This window comes from Halomonas alkalisoli (genome assembly GCF_021412585.1).
In the GTDB taxonomy this organism is placed as follows: Bacteria; Pseudomonadota; Gammaproteobacteria; order Pseudomonadales; family Halomonadaceae; genus Halomonas; species Halomonas alkalisoli.
Genome location: NZ_JAKCMI010000044.1, coordinates 192,101 through 213,261, shown reverse-complemented (window position 1 = coordinate 213,261; position 21,161 = coordinate 192,101). Strand labels below are relative to the sequence as shown.

Sequence of the window (21,161 nt, the reverse complement as noted above, 5' to 3'; positions counted from 1 at the left end):
AACGCCACGCGCTCGCCGCAGCCAACGTCAGCGCCACCAGCCGATATCGTCCCAATAGCGACGGCGTCCTTCACGCAGAGCCTGATCTCGGGTCAGGCCGATGTCGCGAAGTTGATGATCGCTGAGCTCGAGCAGCTGTATGCGCTCACGACGAAGCTGGGCGAGCCGGTCCATGCGGCGCGCCCAGTGCCACAGCCGTACGATAAACCGCAGCCGTTGCCGCGTCGTGGCGAGGGCATGCTCGACCGGACGGTGGTCGCAGGCGCTGCCTGGGAGAGGCGCAGGGCAGGTCGACTCCTTGGTCATGACGACTTCCTCCTGGTATGTGAAGCCCGGGTGTGGAGGAAGTGTCGAGGAGCGGCTAAAATCAATCCAACGAATACTTCTTATGCATAGCATCAACCATATTGATAAGAAAGCGATGATAGCGTTAACCGCGATCAGCCACCGATGAGTAATCCGTATGCTCCAGACCATCGATCATGAATTGCTGCGCACCTTTGTCGCCATCGTCGACCACGGTGGCTTCACCCGCGCCGCCCAGGCGGTAAACCGAACGCAATCCGCCGTGAGCATGCAGATCAAGCGGCTGGAGGAGGACGTGATCCAGCGCCAGCTGTTCGAACGGCAGGGCCGCCAGATGCTGCTGACCAGCGAGGGAGCCACCCTGCTCGGCTATGCGCGACGCATTCTCGACCTGCATGGCGAAGCGCTCACCATGCTGCGCCAGCCGGATATGGTCGGGAAGGTGAGGCTCGGCGTGCCCGACGACTACGTGATGCGCTTCCTGCCGGGTATCCTGAAGTCCTTCTCCCATACCTGGCCACTGGTGGATGTCGAAGTGCAGTGCGCCCCTTCCTCCGAGCTGATCAATCGCCAGAAGGGCCAGCTCGACCTGAGTATCGTGACCCGCGAGGTGGGGCACGAGATCGGCGAGATCCTGCTGCAGGATGAAACGGTGTGGGTGGTGGCCGAGTCGCATGCGACGCACCGGCAGTCACCCCTGCCACTGGCGCTGTTCGAAGAGCCCTGCTTCTGCCGACGTCACGCCTGCAATGCCCTGACCCGGGCCGGCCTCTCCTATCGCATCGCCTACAGCAGCCCCAGCCTGGCCACGCTTCAGGCGGTCGTCGGGGCGGGTCTTGCCGTGTCGGCGTGGATGAAGAGCCTGGTTACGCCGAACTTGCGCATCCTCGACGAGGCGGACGGCTTTCCTCCCCTGCCCGACGCCTCCATCGTGCTGCTGCGAGCACCGGATACCGCCTCACCGGTGGTGGAGGGCCTTGCCCAGTACATCATCGAGGGGTTCAGGCTGTAGCGGGGATAAACGTCAACGCCAGGCCGTTGTTGCACCAGCGCAGGCCGGTGGGCTCGGGTCCGTCGCTGAAGACATGGCCCTGGTGACCGTGGCAGCGGGCGCAGTGATATTCGGTCCGCGGCCAGATCATGCTGAAGTCGAGCTGGGTCAGCAGGTGGCCCTCGACATGCTCGAAGAAGCTCGGCCAGCCGGTGCCGGAGTCGTATTTCATGGCGCTGGTGAACAGCAGCAGATCACAGCCGGCGCAGTGATACTCTCCCTCGCGCCATTCGTCGTCCAGCGGGCTCGACCAGGGTGGCTCGGTGCCGTGGTCGCGCAGGATGTCGTACTGCTCCGCAGTGAGCCGCTCGCGCCACTCCTCGTCGGAGAGCTCGAGCCGCTCGAGCCCCGGCGCGGGCTCGAGATTCAGGCGGGGAAAGCCCCAGGCGGCTCCCGGCAGCAGCCCCACCGCACCGGTGGCACCGACCAGACCCAGAAAATGACGTCGTTTCATGACAGCACTCCTCGTTGATGTCGCTCGTTCCTGCAGGCCCTGGCTGCATGACCCTGACCATCAGGCGGGACGCACAACGAAACGGGGAAGGACGATTGTCCTTCCCCGTTCAGACCGCTGGAACCTCGGCGGGTTCGCCTCAGGTCAGGCTGGGTCCGGCCTTGACGATGGCTTCGCTGACGCCGTCGAACTTCTTGAAGTTGTCGACGAACTTGGCTGCCAGGTCGCGCAGGTTACGATCATAGGCGGACGAGTCTTCCCAGGTCTCGCGCGGATCGAGCAGACGCGAGTCGACGCCCGGCACCGCTACCGGCACGTCCAGGTTGAGCCCTTCGATGCGCTTGGTCTCGATCTCGCGCAGCACGCCGGACTGGATCGCACTGATGATGGCACGGGTGGTGGGAATGGAGAAACGCGAACCGCCTTCGCCATAGGCACCGCCGGTCCAGCCGGTGTTGACCAGATAGACCTGGGCATCCTTGGCCTCGACGCGCTTGATCAGCAGGTCGGCGTATACACGCGCCGGGCGCGGGAAGAAGGGGGCGCCGAAGCAGGTGGAGAAGGTAGCCTCGAGACCGGCGGAGGAGCCCATCTCGGTGGAGCCAACCTTGGCGGTATAGCCGGAGAGGAAGTGATAGGCCGCGGCTTCCTTGGAGAGCACCGACACCGGGGGCAGAACGCCTGACATGTCGCAGGTCAGGAAGATGATGGCGTTAGGCTCGCCCGCGCGATTTTCCGGTACGCGCTTGTCCACATGCTCCAGCGGATAGGCGGCGCGGGAGTTCTGGGTCAGGCTGTCGTCGGTGTAGTCGGGCTCGCGCCGATCGTCGAGCACGACGTTCTCCAGCACGGTGCCGAACTTGATGGCATCCCAGATGACCGGCTCGTTCTTCTCGGAGAGGTCGATGCACTTGGCGTAGCAGCCGCCCTCGATGTTGAACACCGTGCCCGGGCCCCAGCCATGCTCGTCGTCGCCGATCAGGTAGCGTGCCGGGTCCGCCGAGAGCGTGGTCTTGCCGGTACCCGAAAGGCCGAAGAACAGGGTGGTCTCGCCATCCTCGCCGACGTTGGCCGAGCAGTGCATGGGCAGTACATCGGAGGCCGGCAGCAGGAAGTTCTGAACCGAGAACATCGCCTTCTTCATCTCTCCGGCATAGCGCATGCCGGCGATCAGCACCTTCTTCTGGGCGAAGTTGAGAATCACGCAGCCATCGGAGTTGGTGCCGTCACGGCTCGGGTCGCACTCGAAATATGGCGCGTTGAGGATGGTCCACTCGTCCTTGATGGACGGGTTGTAGACCTCCGAACGCACGAACATGGTGCGACCGAAGAGATTGTGCCAGGCCGTTTCGGTGGTCACGCGCACCGGCAGGTAATGGGTCGGATCACTGCCCACATGCAACTCGGACACGAAGCGCTCGCCACTGCTCAGGTACGCCTCGACGCGCTCCCAGAGAGCATCGAACTGCTCGACCGGGAAGGGGCGGTTGACGCTGCCCCAGTCGATCTGGGAGTTGGTCGAAGGCTCATCGACGATGAAGCGGTCCTTGGGGGAGCGGCCGGTGCGCTCGCCGGTGTTCACCACCAGGGCACCGTTGGCAGCCAGTCGGCCTTCACCACGCGCCACTGACCGTTCGATGAGTTCGGCGCTGCTGAGATTGACGTGTGCTTGAGGAGCGGCTTGGGATGTGGTCATGTCATTTCCTGGGCCTTGCGGCCGGTTCTCTCTCGTGGGCCAGGCGTCCATAACGCCCTCTGCAATGAGGTTTCCGATCGTCCGTGCGGATGTATCCCGTCTTGTATCGAGCCGATCGACCTTAAGGCGGGCGCTATTATGGCAAAAATGAAGCCGCCGGGAAACGCTGCCGTTGACCGAAGTTCTTGTAGTTTTACTACTACATCAATGCCATATCGCAGCAGGTTGAACCACATCGCATTTGTGCTATGCAGCATGGCCACAAGGCTTTCTTGTAGTCGACTGCAGGCAGACAGAAGACACGACAACGGACATCTCGGTGCAGTCTTCTGTGCAGCCTTTCTGTGAAGAGCTTCTGTGAAGGGCTTCAGTGCAGCGTGCGCGCATCCCCATCCGACGCAGCCAACAGCGCTTCCACCTCAGCTTCGCCGAAGCGGTAGTGGGTATGGCAGAAGTGACACTGAGTCTCGATCTCGCCCTGCTCGGCCAATACCTCGCGCAGCTCCTTATCCCCGAGACTCAGCAGCGCCTCGCCAATACGCGCGCGGGAGCAGGTACAGCCGAAGCGCAACGGCTTGGGTTCGAAGACGCGCACCGTCTCTTCATGGTAGAGGCGATACAGCACCTCACGCTGGTCGAGCTCCAGAAGCTCGTCGCTGCGCAGGGTCCTGGCCAGATGCACGCTTCGCTCCCAGGCATCGTCATCCTGGTTCATCGAGTCGTCGGGCAGACGCTGCAGCAGCAACCCGCCGGTACGCGTTCCGTCCGACGTCAGCCGCAGGAAGGTGGGCAGCTGTTCGGACTGGGAGAAATAGGCTTCCAGGCACTCGGCCAGACTGTCGTACTCCAATGCCACGATACCCTGGTAACGATTGCCATCCTTCGGGTCCAGGGTGATCACGATATGGCCGTCGCCAACCAGGTCGCGAAAGCCCTGGCTGTCATCGGGCAGGTCGGTGCCCTCGGCCAGGCGCGCAATGGCGCGCAGCTCGCCGCCGGGGTTGGACTCGGCCATCAGCAGCGACAGCGCTCCCTGGCCACGCACCTCGATACTGAGGATACCGTCGAGCTTGACGGTATCGGTGAGCAGGGCAACGGCCGAGAGCAGCTCCCCCAGCAGCCGATTGATCGCAGGCGGGTAGCCGTGGCGGTCGAGCACATCGCCATAGGCGCGCTCAAGGGTGACGATCTCGCCACGCACATTGGTGCGCTCGAAGAGAAAACGCTGAATCTGGTCGCTCATGGCGTACGGTCTCGTAAAGGGGCTCGTTTATTCGTCATGCTGACGCTGAAAGCGATGGATGTCCCGGCGCTGCTTCTTGTCGGGTCGACGCAGAGGATGCTGCATGGCCTGGTTGGTGAGGCGCCGGCCCTCGGCTTCGCGCAGGCGTCGTGCTTCACTCTCGGGCGTCTCGCGGTAGAGCTCACGCGCCTCGGGGGCGCCACGTCGCTGGTCGGAAAGCGCCACGACCTCCACTTCCCAGTAGTCCCACCCCTGGGGCACGCGAACCAGCGCCCCGACCTCGACGCTCTTGCTGGTCTTGGCCCGGGCACCGTTGTAGTGGACCTTGCCACCTTCGATGGCCTTCTTGGCCAGGGCACGGGTCTTGAAGAAGCGCGCGGCCCAGAGCCATTTGTCGAGGCGGACACTATCCATTTTTCTCCTCCCTATCCATTCTCTCCTCCCTGCGACTTGTCAGCACGGACTTCCGGCGGCAGCGTCTCCGGCAGGATGGCGGCGAAGCGATCCAGGGCGATAAACTCCTCCAGCTCCTTTTCCGGCCGGGTGCTGTCGGGCTGCTTGATCCCCAGCAGGTGGCGAATGCCATACTCCCGTGCGCTCTCCAGCACCTCCGGATTGTCGTCGATGAACAGGGTGCGGGCGGGATCGAAGGGCTCGACCTCCTGCAGCGCGGACCAGAATGCCTGGGCTTCCTTGGGCACGCCCAGGTCCGCCGAGGAGACGATGGCGTCCAGGTAGTTCTCGAGACCGGTGATCGGCAGCTTCAGTTCCAGGCTCTCGCGGTCGGCATTGGTCGCCAACACGACGCGGGGGTGGGCCTGCTTGAGCCACTCGAGGAAATCCAGGGCATCGCTGCGCAGGCCGATGAGGTGCTGGATCTCGCGCTTGAGCGCGACGATGTCCACCCCCAGCTCGCGACTCCAGTAGGCCAGGCTATACCAGTTGAGCGTGCCCTTTTCACGAATGATTCGCGCCCGCAGGACTTCCTGGGTCGCGTCATCCAGCCGGTGCAGCTCCACATAGCGCCTGGGCAGATGCTCCAGCCAGAAATGGCTGTCGAAATGGAGGTCGAGCAAGGTGCCGTCCATATCCAGCAGAACGGTATCGATGGCGCGCCAGTCGATCATGGCGACTCCCGGTGGCGTCAGTACGGTGAAAGGCGTGATATTGTACTCAATCGACCCCTTCGGCGCATGCCTGGCCAGCAAGTTCAGATCGCCGTCGGCTCGCCTGTTCGCAACGGAGCTCTCATGTCCGAGACATACTATCTGCAGAAACCCCAGGTCCTGTCACGCCAATCGGTGGCCAGAAGTCGTCTGTTTCACATCGAGTCGCTGGAACTTCGTTTTGCCAACGGCGCCGAGCGCACCTTCGAACGGCTGACCGGCAGCGATCACGGCGCGGTCATGATCATCGCCATGCCCGACCCGGAGCATGTGCTGTTGATCCGCGAGTATGCGGCGGGCTTCGAGGACTATGTGCTCACCCTGCCCAAGGGACTCGTCGATCCGGGAGAGGATCTCGTCACCGCCGCCAACCGCGAGCTGATGGAGGAGTGCGGTTTCGGCGCCCAACGCATCGAGCCGCTGGTTGAACTGTCGCTGGCCCCCAACTATATGCGCCACCGCATGCAGGTGATGCTGGCCACCGACCTCTACCCGAAACGACTGCCCGGTGACGAACCGGAACAGCTGGTGGTCGAGACCCATGCCCTGGAGGAGCTTCCGGCCCTGCTGTTGCGCGAGGATTTCCATGAGGCGCGGGCCATCGCGGCGCTTTTCATCGCCCGCGACACCCTGCGCCAGCGCCGCCGGGAAGACACCTCACTCTCCTGGTGACGCTGCGCTGGTGGCCGGCGCCTTATCCGTTCGCGCTATCGATTCACCCAATTCATCCAACCTATCCATTATTCGCCTTATCCCTTCGGTTTATCCGTTCAGATAGCGCGGGATACCGTTGCCCTCCTTGAGGCGTATCCAGCGCTCCTGGCGGTGGCTATCCATCCCCGCCTCCAACAGGTACATGACGTCCAGCGCCTGATCCACCGTTACCGGCGGCGGCAGCCGCTCGGCGAGGGCATCGGCAACGGCGGCATAGTAGGCCGGGTAGTTGCCGGGCATTCCGGGATGCTCCTGGCCCACCAGCGAAACCGCGTCACCCTCCCCCTCGTTCAGGGTCAGGCGGCCGGGGCGCTCGTCGATACCCCAGAAGGGCGTCGGCGCCTGACCCGCACGCAGCCAGTTCTCCTGTGGGTCGCGGCCATACTTGACGAAGCTACCCTGAGTGCCATGCAGCGCCAGCTGCGGCGTCGACTCGGCCACCAGCGAGCTGGCCTTCAGCGTCACCCGCAGGTCGCCGTAGTCGAGCAGGGCCAGGAAGTCGTCGTCCACCTCGGCTCCATCCCTTGCAGCCTTCAGGTCCAGCAGAATGGCTCGCGGCATGCCGAACAGCACGTTGGCCTGATCGAGCAGATGAGCGCCGAGATCGAACCAGATACCGCTGCCGGGCTTCTGCTGCTCGCGCCAGCGATGGGCGACCAGAGGCCGGTAGCGGTCGAAACGTAGCTCCAGGGACACCGGACGACCCAGGCGGCCCGACGCCAGCAGCGCCTGGAGGGTGAGGAAGTCGCTATCCCAGCGGCGATTGTGGAAGACGCTGATCATCCGCTCTTGCTTCTCGGCCTCGACCTTCAGCAGCCGCGCCTCCGGCACCGATACGGTGAAGGGCTTGTCGATGACCAGATGCTTGCCGGCCACCAGCGCCGCCTTACCCAGCGGGTAGTGGGTATCGTTGGGGGTGGCAATCACCACTATGTCGATATCGCTCCGTGCAAAGAGCGCCGCCGCCTTGGGCAGTACATCCACCTCGGGCAGGGTTTCACGCACCCGCTCCGGCGCACTGCTGACCACAGCCAACAGCTCCAGCCCGGGGGCGGCTTGTATCAGCGGTGCATGAAAGACACGGCCGGCGGTGCCGAAACCGACCAGGCCAACACCGTAGGTCTGCTTCATCATGAACATCTCGCTTGAGGGCATCGGTACGCCGGGAAAGGACCCGGCGTACGGAACGGTCGAGGATCAATCGAGCTTGGCGAGGTCGCGCACCGCACCCTTATCGGCAGACGTGGCCAGCAGCGCGTACGCCTTGAGCGCCGCCGAGACCTTGCGGGTGCGCTGGATGCTCGGCTTCCAGGCATCCTTGCCGCGCGCCTCTTCCGCTTCACGCCGCGCTGCGAGTTCGGTGTCGCTAAGCTTGACGTCGATCGAGCGATTGGGAATATCGATGCGAATGATGTCGCCGGAACGCACCAGGCCGATGGCACCGCCCGCCGCGGCTTCGGGAGAGGCATGGCCGATGGAGAGCCCCGAGGTACCGCCGGAGAAGCGGCCGTCGGTGAGCAACGCACACGCCTTGCCCAGCCCCTTGGACTTCAGGTAGGAGGTCGGATAGAGCATCTCCTGCATACCGGGACCGCCTTTGGGCCCTTCGTAGCGAATCACCACCACCTCGCCCGCTTTCACCTTGCCCTCGAGGACATGCTCCACCGCCTGGTCCTGGGACTCGACCACATGGGCCGGCCCCTCGAACACCAGAATGGAGTCGTCGACGCCGGCGGTCTTCACCACGCAGCCATCCACGGCGATATTGCCGAACAGCACGGCCAGGCCGCCCTCCCGGGAAAAGGCGTGCTCAAGGTCGCGGATACAGCCGGTGGCGCGATCGCCATCCAGGCTCGGCCAACGGGCGCTCTGGGAGAAGGCCGTCTGGGTGGGGATGCCACCGGGGCCTGCCTTGTAGAATTCGACCACCTCGGGGCTCGGCGAGCGCATGATGTCCCACTCATCCAAGGCGTCCCTGAGGGTATCGCCGTAGACGGTGGGCACCCGGGTGTCGAGCACCCCGGCACGCTCCAGCTCACCGAGGATCGCCATGATGCCACCGGCGCGATGGCAGTCCTCGATATGGTACTGCTGGGTGTTGGGTGCCAGCTTGCACAGCTGCGGCACCTCCCGCGACAGCCGGTCGATGTCGGCCATGGTGAAATCGATCTCGCCCTCCTGGGCAGCGGCCAGCAGGTGCAGGATGGTGTTGGTAGAACCGCCCATGGCGATATCCAGGGTCATGGCATTCCTGAAGGCCGCCTTGGAGCCGATGGCCCGGGGCAACAGGTGCGCCTCGTTGCCCTCGTAGTAGCGCTTGGCCAGGTCGACGATGCGGTGCCCCGCCTCCTCGAACAGGCGACGCCGATCGCTGTGGGTCGCCAGCACCGTACCGTTGCCAGGCAGCGCCAGGCCCAGCGCTTCCATCAGGCAGTTCATGGAGTTGGCGGTGAACATGCCGGAGCAGCTGCCGCAGGTGGGACAGGCGCTACGCTCGATCTCGGCGATATCCTCGTCGCTGTAGCTGTCGTCGGCGGCATAGATCATCGCATCGATCAGGTCGATGCCGTGGTCGAGCAGCTTGGTCTTGCCCGCCTCCATGGGGCCGCCGGAAACGAAGATCACCGGAATATTGAGGCGCATGGCGGCCATCAGCATGCCGGGAGTGATCTTGTCGCAGTTGGAGATGCACACCAGGGCGTCGGCGCAGTGGGCGTTGACCATGTACTCGACGCTGTCGGCGATGATGTCGCGGCTCGGCAGCGAATAGAGCATGCCGTCGTGGCCCATGGCGATGCCGTCGTCCACCGCGATGGTATTGAACTCCTTGGCGACGCCACCTGCCTTCTCGATCTCCCGGGCCACCAGCTGGCCCATGTCCTTCAGATGCACGTGCCCCGGCACGAACTGGGTGAAGGAGTTGGCCACGGCGATGATCGGCTTGTGGAAATCCTCGTCCTTCATGCCGGTGGCACGCCACAGGGCGCGGGCGCCGGCCATGTTGCGACCGGCGGTGGTGGTACGGGAGCGGTATTCGGGCATGGTGTCCTCTTTAAGCGCTAGGTGCGCCATATCGTTCGTGCCGTCTCGGGTCGCCATGGCGGCGGTTGACGGTCTCGGTGTTCAGGTCAGCCCAGATTCTGTCATGCACGGGGCGTGGCGGCTAGACTGACAGCGAGCTGCCCTCGGGAAGCGGCTGGGTGCCATAGAGTACCCAGACGTCCAGCGCCGGGCCCAACTCCTCGATCAAGCGCAACTGGTCCGGATGTTCTTCCAGTGCCTGCCGGGCACAGATGCCCGCCTCGAAACGCCCTTCCACCAGCCCCTCGGCCACCGCCACGGTGGTGGGCGCATCGATCTCTTCATCAAAGGACGAGAGGTCGGTGTAGTAGCGGGTGGCCGGCTGGCGTGCCACCCGGCGAGGCTCGGCAATATCGCGCCGTGCCAGCAGCGCCAGGGGATGACTGCCGGCGACGAAGACGTCCACCGGAAAGACGCGATGCATGTAGCGGCCGACGCAATCGGCGTGGCTGAAGTGCGCCGTGCACTGCAACACCCGGTCCACCTCCCCCGCCGCCAGAGCGGCGAACGCCGCCGGAAAATCATCGAACAGCCTCACCTCGGCATCGGCGGGACCACGCGCCTCGAGATAGCGGCGCAGTACCAGTACGTGGTTATTGCCCTCAGGGCCCAGCGTGGCAAAGATCATCTCTCTTCTCCTCCGTCCTCTTCGATAACCACTGGCGTTAGTAGCCTCCGCCAGGGCGCCTATCGGCGCCAGTCGCGATGGGGACCAGCGCTCCAACAGCGATCTTCTTCACCAACGGTGCCACTCATTGTAGGAGTAGCTTTAGCTCACGGCTGGAGGCCGAAGGCCTCCCGGCGGTGTCGCCAATGCCGGCAATACCTACTGACGTTGCGGCCTCCGCCGAGGCGCCTATCGGCGCCAGTCGCGATGGGGACCAGCGCTCCTACAAGGTCGGCGACTACCGCCCTGTAGGAGGTAGCTTTAGCTCGCGACCGCGGTGTTGCCAATGCTGGCGATAACCACTGGCCTTGCCGCCTCCGCCAAGGCGCCTGTCGGCGCCAGTCACGATGCAGAGCAGCGCTCCAACAGCAGTTTTTTTCACCGGCGCGAACCGCCAGGGCGCCTTTCGGCGCCAGTCGCAATGGAAACTCGGAGCGCCGAACCGAGCGCTCCAACAGCTGACTTTTCCTGCCATGCCGGGGTGTTACCTACACCGCAAAGATCACCAGCGCCCCCACCACGACCAGCAGCACCCGCAGCCAGAGGGCGCGGCGGGCAATGACGCCGTAGGAGATCCCACCCAGGCCGATGGCGATCTTCACCGCGTCGAATACCGCCGCGACGGGGTCGAAGGCGAGGCGGATGATGTCCGGGTTGGCGACCATGGCCAGGGGGATGATATAGAGCCCGATGCCCAGCGCCATGGCCTTCATTGCTACCTTTAGCCAGTTCTCCCCCACCATGCCGGCGGCGATGAAGACCCCGCCGCAGACCGGCGGCGTGATGGTCGAGAGCAGCGCGAACCAGAATACGAACAGGTGCGCCAGCAGCGGCTCGAGCCCCAGGGCGGTCAGCGCCGGCCCGGCCACCGAAACGCAGATCACGTAGGCGGCCGTGGTCGGCACCTCCATCCCCAGCACCAGGCAGGCGAGCGCGGTGAGCAGCAGCGCCGGCCACAGCATCTCGTTGGAAAGGGAGAGAATGCCGGAGGTGATCTTCACCCCCAGCCCGGTCATGGAGAGCACCCCGATGACCAGCGAGGCACAGATGATGATCGAGCCGATAATCGCGACCTGACGCCCCGCGGTGACCATGGCATCGGCCATCCGCGAGGCGAAGCCACGCAGCGAGAAGCTGAGCGTCACGTCGAAGAACAGCAGCAGCATGCCGGCGAAGATGGCCAGGCTCGCCGCATACTGAGGCGTATAGCCGCCGAGAAAGATGCGTTCGAGCAGGATGACGAAGGGCACGGCGAAGAACAGCGAGGTGATCAGCACCTCCTTGCCGCTGGGCCTGTCGCTTTCGGCCATGGGGCGCAGGTCATGGCGCGTGGCGTAGGCGTTGATGCCCACCCAGACGGTGGCGAAATAGAGAATCGCCGGCAGCATCGCCGCGGCCATGATCTGGGTATAGGGCGTGCCGGTGAGTTCGACCATGACGAAGGCTCCGGCCCCCATCAGTGGTGGCATGATCTGCCCCCCCGACGAGGCCACCGCCTCCACGCCACCGGCCAGGGCGCGCGGATACCCCAGGCGCACCATGGTGGGAATGGTGATCGCCCCGGTGGAGGCGACGTTGGCCGAGGCGGAGCCGGAGATCGAGCCCATCAGGGCAGAGGAGATCACCGACACCTTGGCCGCTCCGCCGGTCAGCCGACCGGCGAAGGCGCTGGCCATGTTCATGAAGCCCTGCCCCGCCTCACCGGCATTGAGCACCGCACCGAAGATGACGAAGACCGCCACCACCCCGACGCTGACCCCGGTAAGCGAACCCCAGAGCCCGCCCTCGGCGATGGTCAGGGTGCCAATCAAGCTCTGCATCGGCAGCCCCGGATGGCCGAACTGGCCGGGAATATGGGTACCGAATATCGCATAGAGCAGCGCCGCCACCGCCACCAGGGGCAGCGGCCAGCCGATTGCGCGGCGGGCGGCCTCCAGCGCCAGCCCGATGAGAAAGACGCCGATGACCATCTGCAGGTGGGTATCGATAAAGCCGTACTGCTGCGACAGCGCCTCCTCGTTGAAGGCGATATAGCCGCAGGCGGCGATACCCAGCAGGGTTAGCACCCAGCCGCTCCAGCGCTCGAACGGCGTGCGAGCGGCGAAGATGAGGACCCACGGCAGCGCCAGCGCCATGTGCATCGGCCGGCTGACGAGTGCCGGGGTGAGACCGTAGAAGATCAGGCCCAGGTGAAAGACCACCGTGATACCGCCCAGCAATACCCAGGCCGGGTGAACCCGCGACCCTATACTCCCGACGGCCTTGCCGGCCGCCGGAGAAGAGGAGAATGTCGACATAGAGAGGGTGCCTTTCGATCAGGGCCAGGCCAGGAGCACTGGCCCCAACAGGGAGTTAGGCATTGTCTGAAAAGTCGGCGAACGAAGGCCAGACAAGGCAAAAATCGGCGAAAAGACGGAGTTTACGGGGTGTAAATGAGTACTTTGAGCCGATTTTTAACGCCGTATGGCCAAGTGCAGCCAGTTTTCGGACAGAGCCTAGCGCAGTTCGTCGGGAACCTCGATACCAACTTCATCGTAGTAGCGCACCGCGCCCGGGTGAAGCGACCCGGCGATGTTACCGACCATGTCGTGGGTGATACTGCCCCACCAGGCCGTCTCTTCCGCCATGGCATCCCGACGCTCCCAGAAGGTCTTGGTCAGGGTGTAGGCGGTGTCGTCGTCCATGCCGGTGGTGGTATAGGCAATGACGGGCAGCGAGGTGGTCTCGACGTCCTGATCCACGCCGGAATAGGTGCCGGCCGGAATGGTCTGGCGTGCCGCGCCGGTCTGCTCGATCTGCTCGTCGGTCAGACTGACCAGGCTGATCGGCATGCTCGCGGCGGTCTCGATCACGTTGGGAGTGGGAAAGGAGCTCGCCGTCACGAAGGCATCAATCTGGCCGTTCTTCAGTGCATCGGGGCCGCTGCCGATCTCGGCGCTGGCCACGCGCACCTTGTTCATCATGTCGAACAGCTCGAGATAGCGCTCGGCCTCCCGGGCGCCGAAGGTGCCGCGACCGATCAGGATATGCTTGTCTTCCAGGTCCTCGAGCCCGATGACGCCCTCGCCACCGGCCGCAACGAAGTGCATGGTGATCGCCGGAATCGGGAACAGGCCGCGAATCTCCTGGAAACGGGGGCTCTGTCGCTCGGCGAAGGGCCCTTCACCGGCCATGGCGCTTTCCACCAGGCCGGGCGGCGTGGTGAAGACGTAGTTGCCCTGGCGGGCCATCACTTCCATCACGTTCTGAACCGAGCCCTGGCTCTCTTCCAGCGTGAGCTGGATATCGCCGTCGGTACCCTTGCGGATCGCCTCCGAGAGCTCCACGCCCATCTGGTAGTAGGCGGTGCCGGCTGACGCGGATTTATAGGTCACTCGGGTTTCCGCCTGAGCGGAGAAGGCTGCGGCGCCCATCATGACGGCGGTCGCCGAGGCCAGCAGGCTGCGAGTGAAAGTAGGCATAAACTGGCGCATGCGTATCTCCCTAAGAAGTGTCCAGCATCGCTGCGCGATGTCGGTTGTTATCAAAGAACGTCCAGCAAAGGTCTATAATGCCGATTTTTTCAGCCTTGACCACCCGAATATGGCCATCGAAGGAAAGACTATGCGTATTGTGGCGGTTATCGGTGCGGCCGGAGGAATCGGCGCTGCCATCTGTGAGGCAATGCTCGAGGCCGGGGAGCATGTCTTCCTGCTCGATCTGGATGAGCGCCGGGAGAGAGTCGCGAGCACCCTGGCAGCCTGGGGCGACAGCGCATCATTCGTGGCCTGCGACCTGGCCGACCCCGACAGTATCGCCCAGGCCTTTGCGGGGATCGAGCGGCATGGCCAGGGGCTCGACGCCTGCATCAACGCGGCAGGCGTGATTCGCCGCGGCCGCTTCGTCGAGGTCTCGCGCGAGGACCTGGACACGATGATGGCGGTCAACGTCACCGGTGCCTTCCGGGCACTCCAGGCGGCCACCCGGCTGATGATTGCCAGCGGGGGTGGACGCATCGTCAACGTCGCCTCTGCCCATGGCCTGCGCACCACCGCCGAGCGCTCCGCCTATGCCATGAGCAAGGGTGCGATCCTGGCGCTGACCCGGGCACTGGCGGTGGAACTGGGCCCCCACGGCATACTGGTCAACGCGGTGGCGCCGGGCCCCGTCGCCACCGGCATGCAGAGCGCCGACTCGGAATCCCGCCGCCTGTGGCAGGCCAGCACCCCGCTCGGCCGCGTTGCCGAGGCCGAGGAAGTCGCGAACGTCGCTGCCTTCCTCGCCTCGCCGGCCAACACCTTCATCACCGGCGACACCCTGATCGTCGATGGCGGCGCCAGCGTTTCCCTGGGTTCGCCAACGAGAGGCTAGCCGAAAGCCACCTTGGCCACATCCTGGTAGCGCCTGGCGAAGTGCACCGTCACCCCCTCCTTGAGGTAGTCGGGCAGTTCGACATAGTCGCGGCGGTTGGCCTCGGGCAGGATGATCTCGAAGATCTTGCTGCGACGCGCCGCAATGATTTTCTCGCGAATGCCGCCCACCGGCAGTACCTGTCCGGTCAGAGTCAGCTCGCCGGTCATCGCCAGCGGCCGGTCGATGGACTGATGCCGGGCGAGCGAGAGCAGCGCCGTGGTCATGGTCACCCCCGCGGAGGGGCCATCCTTGGGCGTGGCGCCCTCGGGTACGTGCAGGTGGACGAAGGCGGAGTCGAAGAAGTCCGCATCGGCCCCATATTCGGCCAGGTGTCCCAGGGCATAGCTGTAGGCGATATTGGCCGACTCCTGCATCACTTCACCCAGCTTGCCGGTGAGCTTGAAGCCCCGGGTCAGGGAGTGCACCTTGCCAGCCTCGATCGGCAGGGTCGCCCCGCCCATGGAGGTCCAGGCCAGGCCGGTGACCACGCCCTCCCCCTTGAGCACCTGTTCCTGGCGGAACAGCGGCGCGCCAAGATACTCCTCCAGGTTCTTGACCGACACCTTCACTGACGGCTGGTCGCCCTCCAGCAGCCTGACCGCGGCTTTGCGCACGATGCTGTGCAGCTGTTTCTCCAGCTGGCGCACCCCGGCCTCCCTGGCATATCCCTCGATCACCTGCTTCAGCGCCGCATCCGTCAAGTTAATACGTTTCTTCGGAATCCGGTCGCGTTTGAGCAGCTTGGGCCAGAGGTGGTTCCTGGCGATGGCCACCTTCTCCTCGGCGATGTAGCCCGACAGACGAATCTGTTCCATGCGGTCGAGCAGCGGCGCCGGAATCGAATCCAGGGTATTGGCGGTACAGACGAAGAGCACCTTGGAGAGATCGAGCCGGACGTCCAGGTAGTGGTCCAGGAAATCGATGTTCTGTTCGGGATCGAGCACCTCGAGCAGCGCCGACGCCGGGTCGCCCTGGAAGGACTGCCCCATCTTGTCGATCTCGTCGAGCATGATCACCGGGTTTTCGACCTCCACCTCCTTGAGCGCCTGCACCAGCTTGCCCGGCATGGCGCCGATGTAGGTGCGCCGGTGGCCCTTGATCTCGGCTTCGTCGCGCATGCCGCCCACCGAGAAGCGGTAGAACTGGCGCCCCAGGGCCTCGGCGATGGAACGCCCGACCGAGGTCTTGCCAACCCCCGGGGGGCCCACCAACAGCAGGATCGAGCCGCCCACATCGCCCTTGAAGGTACCCTCGGCGAGAAACTCGATGATGCGTTCCTTGACGTCCTTGAGGCCGTCATGATCGCGATCCAGTACCCCGCGGGCGTGAGCGAGGTCCATCTGGTCGGCGCTGCGCACCCCCCAGGGCATCGATGTCAGCCAGTCGAGATAGTTGCGCGTGGTGCCGTATTCCGGCGAGCCGGTCTCCAGCACCGAGAGCTTGTCGAGTTCCTCCTCGATGCGGGTCAGTACCTTGGGCGGCACCACCAGGCTCTCGAGGCGGTCGCGGAAGGTATCGACGTCGTTCTCGCGATCGTCCTTGGAGATGCCCAGCTCACGCTGGATGACCTTGAGCTGTTCGCGCAGGAAGAACTCCCGCTGCCGCTCCTGCATCTGGGCGTTGACCTGCTCGCTGATCTCCGTCTGCAGCTGGGCAACGTCGATCTCCTTGCGCAGCAGCGGCAGCACCTTCTCCATGCGCGCCTGTACCGGCAGGGTTTCAAGCACCTTCTGTAGCTCGCTTCCCCGTGCCGAGGTGATCGCCGCGGCGAAATCGGTCAGCGGACCCGGCTCGTGGGGACTGAAGCGGTTGAGGTAGTGCTTGAGCTCCTCGCCATAGAGCGGGTTGATCGGCAGCAGCTCCTTGATGCCGTTGATGATCGCCATGGCATAGGCGCGGGTCTCGTCCTCGTCGGAGTCGACCGGCTCCCGCGGGTAGCTCACCTCGACCAGGTAGGGCGGTTTCTTCGATAGCCAGCGCTGGATATGAAAGCGCCGGAGGCCCTGGGCGATGAACTGGAGCTGCTGGTCCTCTCCCTGCAACTTGTGAACCTTGACCGCCGTGCCATATTCGGGAAACGACTCATGGCTCAGGTCGTCGATGCCAGTATCGCCGACGAAGGCAACCCCCAGGGTATGGTGGGGCGTATTGCCGACCCGGCGCATCGTATCCTCCCAGCGCTCGCGGTTGATCACCAGCGGCTGCACCTGAGCGGGGAAGAAGGGCCGGTTGTGAATCGGCAGCAGGTAGATACGTTCGGGCAGGTATTCGCTTGCTGGCACCACGGCATTGTTCAGGGAGTCCTCCGCTTCACCGTCGGAGCCCGTCCACTCGTCTTCCGCGTTATCGCGCATCGATTGCTGCCAATTCTGCTCATCCTGATCGTAATCGCTCATCGAAACCTCATCCTGAAGCTGGGAGCCGGAGTCTGACCTGAGGAATGCGGGCGCAATCGGGCAACTTCAAGTCATCTACCCACTATTTCCAGGTGACGGGGGTCAAGGTGTCGTGTTCAAGGTGGCGTGAAATCGCGTCGGGAGCAAAGATAGACAGGGCCGCGAAGCGGGTAGGCGCAATGGGCCGAACTGGTTCAGCGCCACAGCTGAGGCAAGGGGCGGCTGTTGACGCGCACCTGTCCCCGCCCCACGTCGACTTCCAGGGTACGGGTGTCCAATGGCAGGCCGAGCCACAGGGCCGCCACGGTAGGCAGGTCGTACCAGGTGAAATCGCCGTCGAGACGACGGCGCCAACGCCCCTGCATGGCGGGGTCGTCGATGTCGACCAGCCTCAGCTCGTCGAGACGGCGGCCGTCGAAGAACAGCGAGCCATCGACCCGGGCCGACAGCCCCATCATGGGGCTATCCAACTGGAGGTTGATCAGGTCGAGGCGCGGCGAATCCTGGAGCACCTGAATCATGTGTGGCTCGAGCTGTGCCAGCAGCTCATGGCGATCGAGTTCATGGTGCCCGCTGGCCGCCAGCTCACGAAGCCGGAACATGCTGGCTCGAAGGGCGTCGGCATTCAGGCGCGACAGCTCGACTGCCAGCTCCCCGGTGAGCAGCACCTGGTCCGCCGTCTGCACTTCGCCCAGGTCGATATCGAGCTGCATCCTCAGCTCTCGCTCATCCAGGGCCATTCGATTGGTGACCCGAAGATTGCTGGCATCCAGGCTCAGCTGCGGCTGGCGCCAGGCCATCGACTCGACCTGCAGCCGATCCTCCTGGGTAAAGGCATGGGCATCCTCGGTATAGGCATAGTGGCTGTTGAGCGTGGAGGAACCGACGGACAGGCTGGCGATTCCATCGGTCAACCGCCAGGGGTCGAGATGCGCGCGAAGGCGCCAGTCGCCCTGCTGGCCGCTGAAATGAAGCCGGCCGCCATCGAACACCAGTTCGCGATCCTGCTGGGTGACCCGCAGGGGCGAGAGCCGAAGCCCTCCTTCCAGGGTACCGGTCAGGGTGTGATAGCTGGCCTGCCAGAGCGGAGGCGACGAGGCCAGCAGGTCACCGAACAGCTGTGCGTGCTCCGGGCCATGGCGCAGCATCGCCTCGCCGTTCAGGTGCGTATTGAGCACCCCATGCCGAGCTCGATACGTCAGCTCCAGCTGCCATACATCCCCAAGCAACGGCGACAGGTAAATGCGCCCGGTCGAGGACCATACGCCCTGCTCCACCTCCGAGCGCTCCACGACCAGCTCACCTCGCGCCTCGAGATCAGTGAGCGTTCGTGCCAATTCCCGTTCGAAGAAGTGGCTGGAAAGGCCCTGCCCGGCCAGCCAGGCCAGCAGCAACAGTACCAGCAGCGGAACGATGAGACGTTCCTTGCGCATAGCCCCGCCTCCTTGTCGTTTCCTTGACGATCGCACCAACTATCACATCAACTATCGCACCTCTGGTAACTCAGTGTAACCAGAGCCAGAGGTGCATCGTACTCCAGGCGTAGATTCCGGCCAGCACATCATCGATCATGATGCCGAACCCTCCTGCGACACGCCGGTCCGCCCAGCGAATCGGCCATGGCTTGAAGACGTCGAAGATGCGAAACAGGATGAACCCCCACAGCGCCGCCTCCCATGAGAAGGGTACCGCTGCCATGGTGATCCAGTAGCCGACGAACTCGTCCCAGACGATGCCGGAGTGGTCGTGAACGCCGAGATCGCGCGAGGTCCTGTCGCATAGCCAGACGCCCGCCACGAAGGAAACCGCCACCAGAATCAGGTACCAGTTCAGCGGCAACTCGGACATCAGCCAGTAGAACGGGATGGCCGCCAGGGTACCGAAGGTACCCGGCGCCCAGGGCACGGCACCGCTGCCGAGACCGAAGGCAAAGAAATGGACGGGGCGCCGCCAGACGCTCGAGGGGGCGCGATTCATGATGCCCCTCCCTTGGCATCCGCCCCGAAGTGCTGCCAGCCATGCAGGGCCGTTTCGGCCACCCCGGTCAGGCCTGGCTCAGCCGTGACCGCCCCGATCGGGGTCAGCGCCAGCCCCAGTCCGGCCAGGCGCCTTGCAGCCTCCTCCATGGCATCGGCAGGCAGGCTGACCAACAGCTCATAGTCATCGCCACCACCCAGGGCGGCCTGCCGGGCTCGGTCAGGGCCCAGGGCCTCGAGCAGCCCTTCGGCCAGGGGCAGCGCATCGACATCGATCCTCGCGCCCACTCCGGAAGCGGCCAGCACATGGCCCAGGTCGGCCAGCAGTCCATCGGAAATATCGATCGACGCACTGGCCAGGCCACGCAGCGCCTGGCCCGCGTCGAGGCGAGGCTGGGGACGAAGATAGCGCACCAGCAGGGGGTGCTCCGGATCCCGCTCACCTTGCTGCCATAGCGCCAGGCCACCGGCGCCTCCCCCCAGCGCACCGGTCACGGCAAGAAGGTCGCCGGGCCTTGAGCCGCCACGTGTCAGGGCCTGCCCTTCGGGCACCTCGCCCATGACCGTCACCCCGATCGACAGCTCCCCCCGGGTCACGTCACCGCCAACCAGGGTGGTACCGGTCGAAGCACAAAGGCCAAGAAATCCACGGGCGAAGTCGGCCAGCCAGGCGTCATCGACGTCGGCCATGGCCAATGCCATCAGACACCAGCGAGACTCGGCACCCATGGCCGCCAGGTCACTGAGGCTGACCGCCAGCGCCCGGTGGCCGATCGCCTCGGCCGGGGCAGCAGCGGGAAAATGCACCGCCGCGACGGACGTATCGACACTGACAGCCAGCCGCGAACCAGGGTGCGGTATCAGCAGCGCACAGTCATCCCCCACGCCAAGCGCCACACCGGCCCGTGAGCCCGGGACGGCAGGCGTGAAGTGACGGGCGATCAGCTCGAATTCACTGGTCACCTTGGTACCTTCAGCGGCGACGCGCGCTGACCTCGGCGCTACGCAACCGCGAGGCCAGCTTGTCGAGGATGCCGTTGACGTACTTGTGGCCGTCGGTGGCGCCGAAGGACTTGGCCAGTTCGACCCCCTCGTTGATCACCGCCCGGTAGGGGACATCCAGCCGATGCGACAGCTCGTAGGCACCAAGCCGCAGGATGGTCAATTCGATGGGGTCCAGCTCCTCGATACGCCGGTCGAGCAGCGGCCCGATGGCGGCATCCAGGTCGCCGCGATAGCGAGCCACGTTGTGCAGCAGGTCATGAAAGAGTGCCAGGTCGGCGATTTCCATGACCTTGGCCCAGTTTTCATGGTCCTCCATGTCCTCGTCGGGCAGCTGGCTACGAAATTCCGACTCCACCGCCGAGATGGACTTGCCGGTCATGTGCCACTGATAGAGCCCCTGGATGGCCAGCTCGCGGGCAGCACGCCTCGCCTGCTGGCCCGACGAAGGGGGGCGCTTGGAACGTGGCTCACTCATGACTCTCTCCGACATCACCGAAGCCGCGCAGCAGGGACACCATCTCCATGGCCGCCATGGCCGCCTCGGCACCCTTGTTGCCCGCCTTGGTACCGGAGCGCTCGATGGCCTGCTCAATGGAGTTGACGGTCAGTACACCGTTGGAAATGGGGGTGTCGAACTCGAGCTGCAGGCTGCCGAGTGCCGAATTGCAGCCCCCTGCCACATATTCGAAGTGCGGTGTGCCGCCACGAATCACCGCACCCAGCGCGATCACTGCATCCGGCTTGGCTACCTGCAGGGCCCGCTTGACCGCCAGCGGCAGCTCCCAGGCACCGGGCACATGGACGATATCGATATGATCGGCATCCACGCCATGGCGCATCAGGATATCCACGGCACCTTCCACCAGGCTGTCGACCACATGATGATTGAAACGCCCCACCACGATCACGTAGCGGCCGTCGACATCGACGAAGTTGCCTTCCAACTGAGACAAGGTATGCATCGCTAATTCCTGAAAATAGTCCTGCTGAAATCGGTTTGGATCCTGCTGAATC

Annotated in this window: 20 protein-coding genes; 3 read left to right on the top strand and 17 right to left on the bottom strand. The window is 64.4% G+C overall.

The annotated features are described in order from the left end of the window. Positions 1-27: 27 nt before the first annotated feature. Positions 28-306 (bottom strand): DUF1127 domain-containing protein, encoded by a 279-nt coding sequence (locus tag LY622_RS21010; RefSeq protein WP_234292675.1) that lies wholly within the window; start codon positions 304-306, stop codon positions 28-30. Between the two features lie 157 nt (positions 307-463). Between LY622_RS21010 and LY622_RS21005 the strand changes: the two genes are divergently transcribed. Then, complete coding sequence (locus LY622_RS21005; protein ID WP_234292674.1) at positions 464-1,318, top strand: LysR substrate-binding domain-containing protein; 855 nt, start codon at positions 464-466, stop codon at positions 1,316-1,318. Here LY622_RS21005 and msrB read toward each other — a convergent pair. From msrB to yrfG, 5 genes are all read right to left on the bottom strand, one after another. Continuing rightward, on the bottom strand, positions 1,308-1,811 hold the full coding sequence (gene msrB / locus LY622_RS21000; RefSeq protein ID WP_066445256.1) for a peptide-methionine (R)-S-oxide reductase MsrB: 504 nt from the start codon (positions 1,809-1,811) through the stop codon (positions 1,308-1,310). The two genes, LY622_RS21005 and msrB, sit on opposite strands and share 11 nt — an antisense overlap. Before the next feature lie 139 nt (positions 1,812-1,950). Next, entirely contained in the window at positions 1,951-3,507 is a 1,557-nt protein-coding gene (locus LY622_RS20995; RefSeq protein ID WP_234292673.1) for a phosphoenolpyruvate carboxykinase, read from the bottom strand. Positions 3,508-3,874: 367 nt separating this feature from the next. Further along, positions 3,875-4,750, bottom strand: coding sequence for an Hsp33 family molecular chaperone HslO (hslO, locus tag LY622_RS20990; RefSeq protein ID WP_234292672.1), 876 nt, complete (start codon positions 4,748-4,750; stop codon positions 3,875-3,877). 27 nt (positions 4,751-4,777) lie between these two features. Beyond that, the gene (locus LY622_RS20985; protein WP_234292671.1) at positions 4,778-5,164 is read right to left on the bottom strand and encodes an RNA-binding S4 domain-containing protein; all 387 of its coding nucleotides are present in this window, start codon (positions 5,162-5,164) and stop codon (positions 4,778-4,780) included. A gap of 11 nt (positions 5,165-5,175) precedes the next feature. Continuing rightward, positions 5,176-5,877: a GMP/IMP nucleotidase gene (gene yrfG, locus LY622_RS20980; RefSeq protein ID WP_234292670.1), complete on the bottom strand. Its 702-nt coding sequence runs from the start codon at positions 5,875-5,877 to the stop codon at positions 5,176-5,178. 123 nt (positions 5,878-6,000) lie between these two features. Here yrfG and nudE point away from each other — a divergent pair, with 123 nt between their 5' ends. Further along, a complete protein-coding gene (nudE, locus tag LY622_RS20975) occupies positions 6,001-6,588 on the top strand; it encodes an ADP compounds hydrolase NudE (protein WP_234279071.1) in 588 nt (195 codons plus the stop codon). A 90-nt stretch (positions 6,589-6,678) separates the two neighbouring features. Here nudE and LY622_RS20970 read toward each other — a convergent pair whose 3' ends face one another. The 5 genes from LY622_RS20970 to LY622_RS20950 form a co-directional block, all read right to left on the bottom strand. After that, on the bottom strand, positions 6,679-7,761 hold the full coding sequence (locus LY622_RS20970; RefSeq protein ID WP_234292771.1) for an oxidoreductase: 1,083 nt from the start codon (positions 7,759-7,761) through the stop codon (positions 6,679-6,681). A gap of 66 nt (positions 7,762-7,827) precedes the next feature. Continuing rightward, a complete protein-coding gene (ilvD, locus tag LY622_RS20965; RefSeq protein ID WP_234292669.1) occupies positions 7,828-9,672 on the bottom strand; it encodes a dihydroxy-acid dehydratase in 1,845 nt (614 codons plus the stop codon). A 121-nt stretch (positions 9,673-9,793) separates the two neighbouring features. After that, entirely contained in the window at positions 9,794-10,339 is a 546-nt protein-coding gene (locus tag LY622_RS20960; protein ID WP_234292668.1) for a hypothetical protein, read from the bottom strand. A 527-nt stretch (positions 10,340-10,866) separates the two neighbouring features. Further along, entirely contained in the window at positions 10,867-12,675 is a 1,809-nt protein-coding gene (locus LY622_RS20955; RefSeq protein ID WP_234292667.1) for a TRAP transporter permease, read from the bottom strand. A 198-nt stretch (positions 12,676-12,873) separates the two neighbouring features. Next, positions 12,874-13,839 (bottom strand): TAXI family TRAP transporter solute-binding subunit, encoded by a 966-nt coding sequence (locus LY622_RS20950; RefSeq protein ID WP_439649606.1) that lies wholly within the window; start codon positions 13,837-13,839, stop codon positions 12,874-12,876. 142 nt (positions 13,840-13,981) lie between these two features. Here LY622_RS20950 and LY622_RS20945 point away from each other — a divergent pair, with 142 nt between their 5' ends. Beyond that, entirely contained in the window at positions 13,982-14,728 is a 747-nt protein-coding gene (locus tag LY622_RS20945; protein WP_234292665.1) for an SDR family NAD(P)-dependent oxidoreductase, read from the top strand. Here LY622_RS20945 and lon read toward each other — a convergent pair. The 6 genes from lon to ribH form a co-directional block, all read right to left on the bottom strand. Next, positions 14,725-17,166, bottom strand: a complete 2,442-nt coding sequence (lon, locus tag LY622_RS20940) for an endopeptidase La (RefSeq protein ID WP_234292664.1) — start codon at positions 17,164-17,166, stop codon at positions 14,725-14,727. The two genes, LY622_RS20945 and lon, sit on opposite strands and share 4 nt — an antisense overlap. A 194-nt stretch (positions 17,167-17,360) precedes the next feature. Further along, positions 17,361-18,599 carry a DUF945 family protein gene (locus tag LY622_RS20935; protein ID WP_234292663.1) on the bottom strand — a complete coding sequence of 413 codons (1,239 nt, stop codon included), beginning with the start codon at positions 18,597-18,599 and terminating at the stop codon, positions 17,361-17,363. A gap of 70 nt (positions 18,600-18,669) precedes the next feature. Then, positions 18,670-19,143 (bottom strand): phosphatidylglycerophosphatase A family protein, encoded by a 474-nt coding sequence (locus tag LY622_RS20930; protein WP_234292662.1) that lies wholly within the window; start codon positions 19,141-19,143, stop codon positions 18,670-18,672. Then, entirely contained in the window at positions 19,140-20,105 is a 966-nt protein-coding gene (gene thiL / locus LY622_RS20925; protein ID WP_234292661.1) for a thiamine-phosphate kinase, read from the bottom strand. Before thiL ends, LY622_RS20930 begins: the two co-directional genes overlap by 4 nt. A gap of 10 nt (positions 20,106-20,115) precedes the next feature. Continuing rightward, positions 20,116-20,622, bottom strand: coding sequence for a transcription antitermination factor NusB (gene nusB, locus LY622_RS20920; protein ID WP_234292660.1), 507 nt, complete (start codon positions 20,620-20,622; stop codon positions 20,116-20,118). Further along, positions 20,615-21,109 carry a 6,7-dimethyl-8-ribityllumazine synthase gene (ribH, locus tag LY622_RS20915; protein WP_114574759.1) on the bottom strand — a complete coding sequence of 165 codons (495 nt, stop codon included), beginning with the start codon at positions 21,107-21,109 and terminating at the stop codon, positions 20,615-20,617. The genes nusB and ribH overlap by 8 nt, the downstream gene beginning before the upstream one ends. Positions 21,110-21,161 lie beyond the last annotated feature (52 nt).

Coding starts and splice junctions, on each gene's coding strand:
- ilvD (WP_234292669.1), bottom strand. CDS start 9,672: ATGCCCGAATACCGCTCCCGTACCACCACCGCCGGTCGCAACATGGCC.
- nusB (WP_234292660.1), bottom strand. CDS start 20,622: ATGAGTGAGCCACGTTCCAAGCGCCCCCCTTCGTCGGGCCAGCAGGCG.
- lon (WP_234292664.1), bottom strand. CDS start 17,166: ATGAGCGATTACGATCAGGATGAGCAGAATTGGCAGCAATCGATGCGC.
- hslO (WP_234292672.1), bottom strand. CDS start 4,750: ATGAGCGACCAGATTCAGCGTTTTCTCTTCGAGCGCACCAATGTGCGT.
- LY622_RS20960 (WP_234292668.1), bottom strand. CDS start 10,339: ATGATCTTTGCCACGCTGGGCCCTGAGGGCAATAACCACGTACTGGTA.
- ribH (WP_114574759.1), bottom strand. CDS start 21,109: ATGCATACCTTGTCTCAGTTGGAAGGCAACTTCGTCGATGTCGACGGC.
- LY622_RS20995 (WP_234292673.1), bottom strand. CDS start 3,507: ATGACCACATCCCAAGCCGCTCCTCAAGCACACGTCAATCTCAGCAGC.
- LY622_RS20945 (WP_234292665.1), top strand. CDS start 13,982: ATGCGTATTGTGGCGGTTATCGGTGCGGCCGGAGGAATCGGCGCTGCC.
- LY622_RS20970 (WP_234292771.1), bottom strand. CDS start 7,761: ATGAAGCAGACCTACGGTGTTGGCCTGGTCGGTTTCGGCACCGCCGGC.
- msrB (WP_066445256.1), bottom strand. CDS start 1,811: ATGAAACGACGTCATTTTCTGGGTCTGGTCGGTGCCACCGGTGCGGTG.
- yrfG (WP_234292670.1), bottom strand. CDS start 5,877: ATGATCGACTGGCGCGCCATCGATACCGTTCTGCTGGATATGGACGGC.
- nudE (WP_234279071.1), top strand. CDS start 6,001: ATGTCCGAGACATACTATCTGCAGAAACCCCAGGTCCTGTCACGCCAA.
- LY622_RS20930 (WP_234292662.1), bottom strand. CDS start 19,143: ATGAATCGCGCCCCCTCGAGCGTCTGGCGGCGCCCCGTCCATTTCTTT.
- LY622_RS21005 (WP_234292674.1), top strand. CDS start 464: ATGCTCCAGACCATCGATCATGAATTGCTGCGCACCTTTGTCGCCATC.
- LY622_RS20985 (WP_234292671.1), bottom strand. CDS start 5,164: ATGGATAGTGTCCGCCTCGACAAATGGCTCTGGGCCGCGCGCTTCTTC.
- LY622_RS20955 (WP_234292667.1), bottom strand. CDS start 12,675: ATGTCGACATTCTCCTCTTCTCCGGCGGCCGGCAAGGCCGTCGGGAGT.
- LY622_RS20935 (WP_234292663.1), bottom strand. CDS start 18,599: ATGCGCAAGGAACGTCTCATCGTTCCGCTGCTGGTACTGTTGCTGCTG.
- LY622_RS20950 (WP_439649606.1), bottom strand. CDS start 13,839: ATGCCTACTTTCACTCGCAGCCTGCTGGCCTCGGCGACCGCCGTCATG.
- LY622_RS21010 (WP_234292675.1), bottom strand. CDS start 306: ATGACCAAGGAGTCGACCTGCCCTGCGCCTCTCCCAGGCAGCGCCTGC.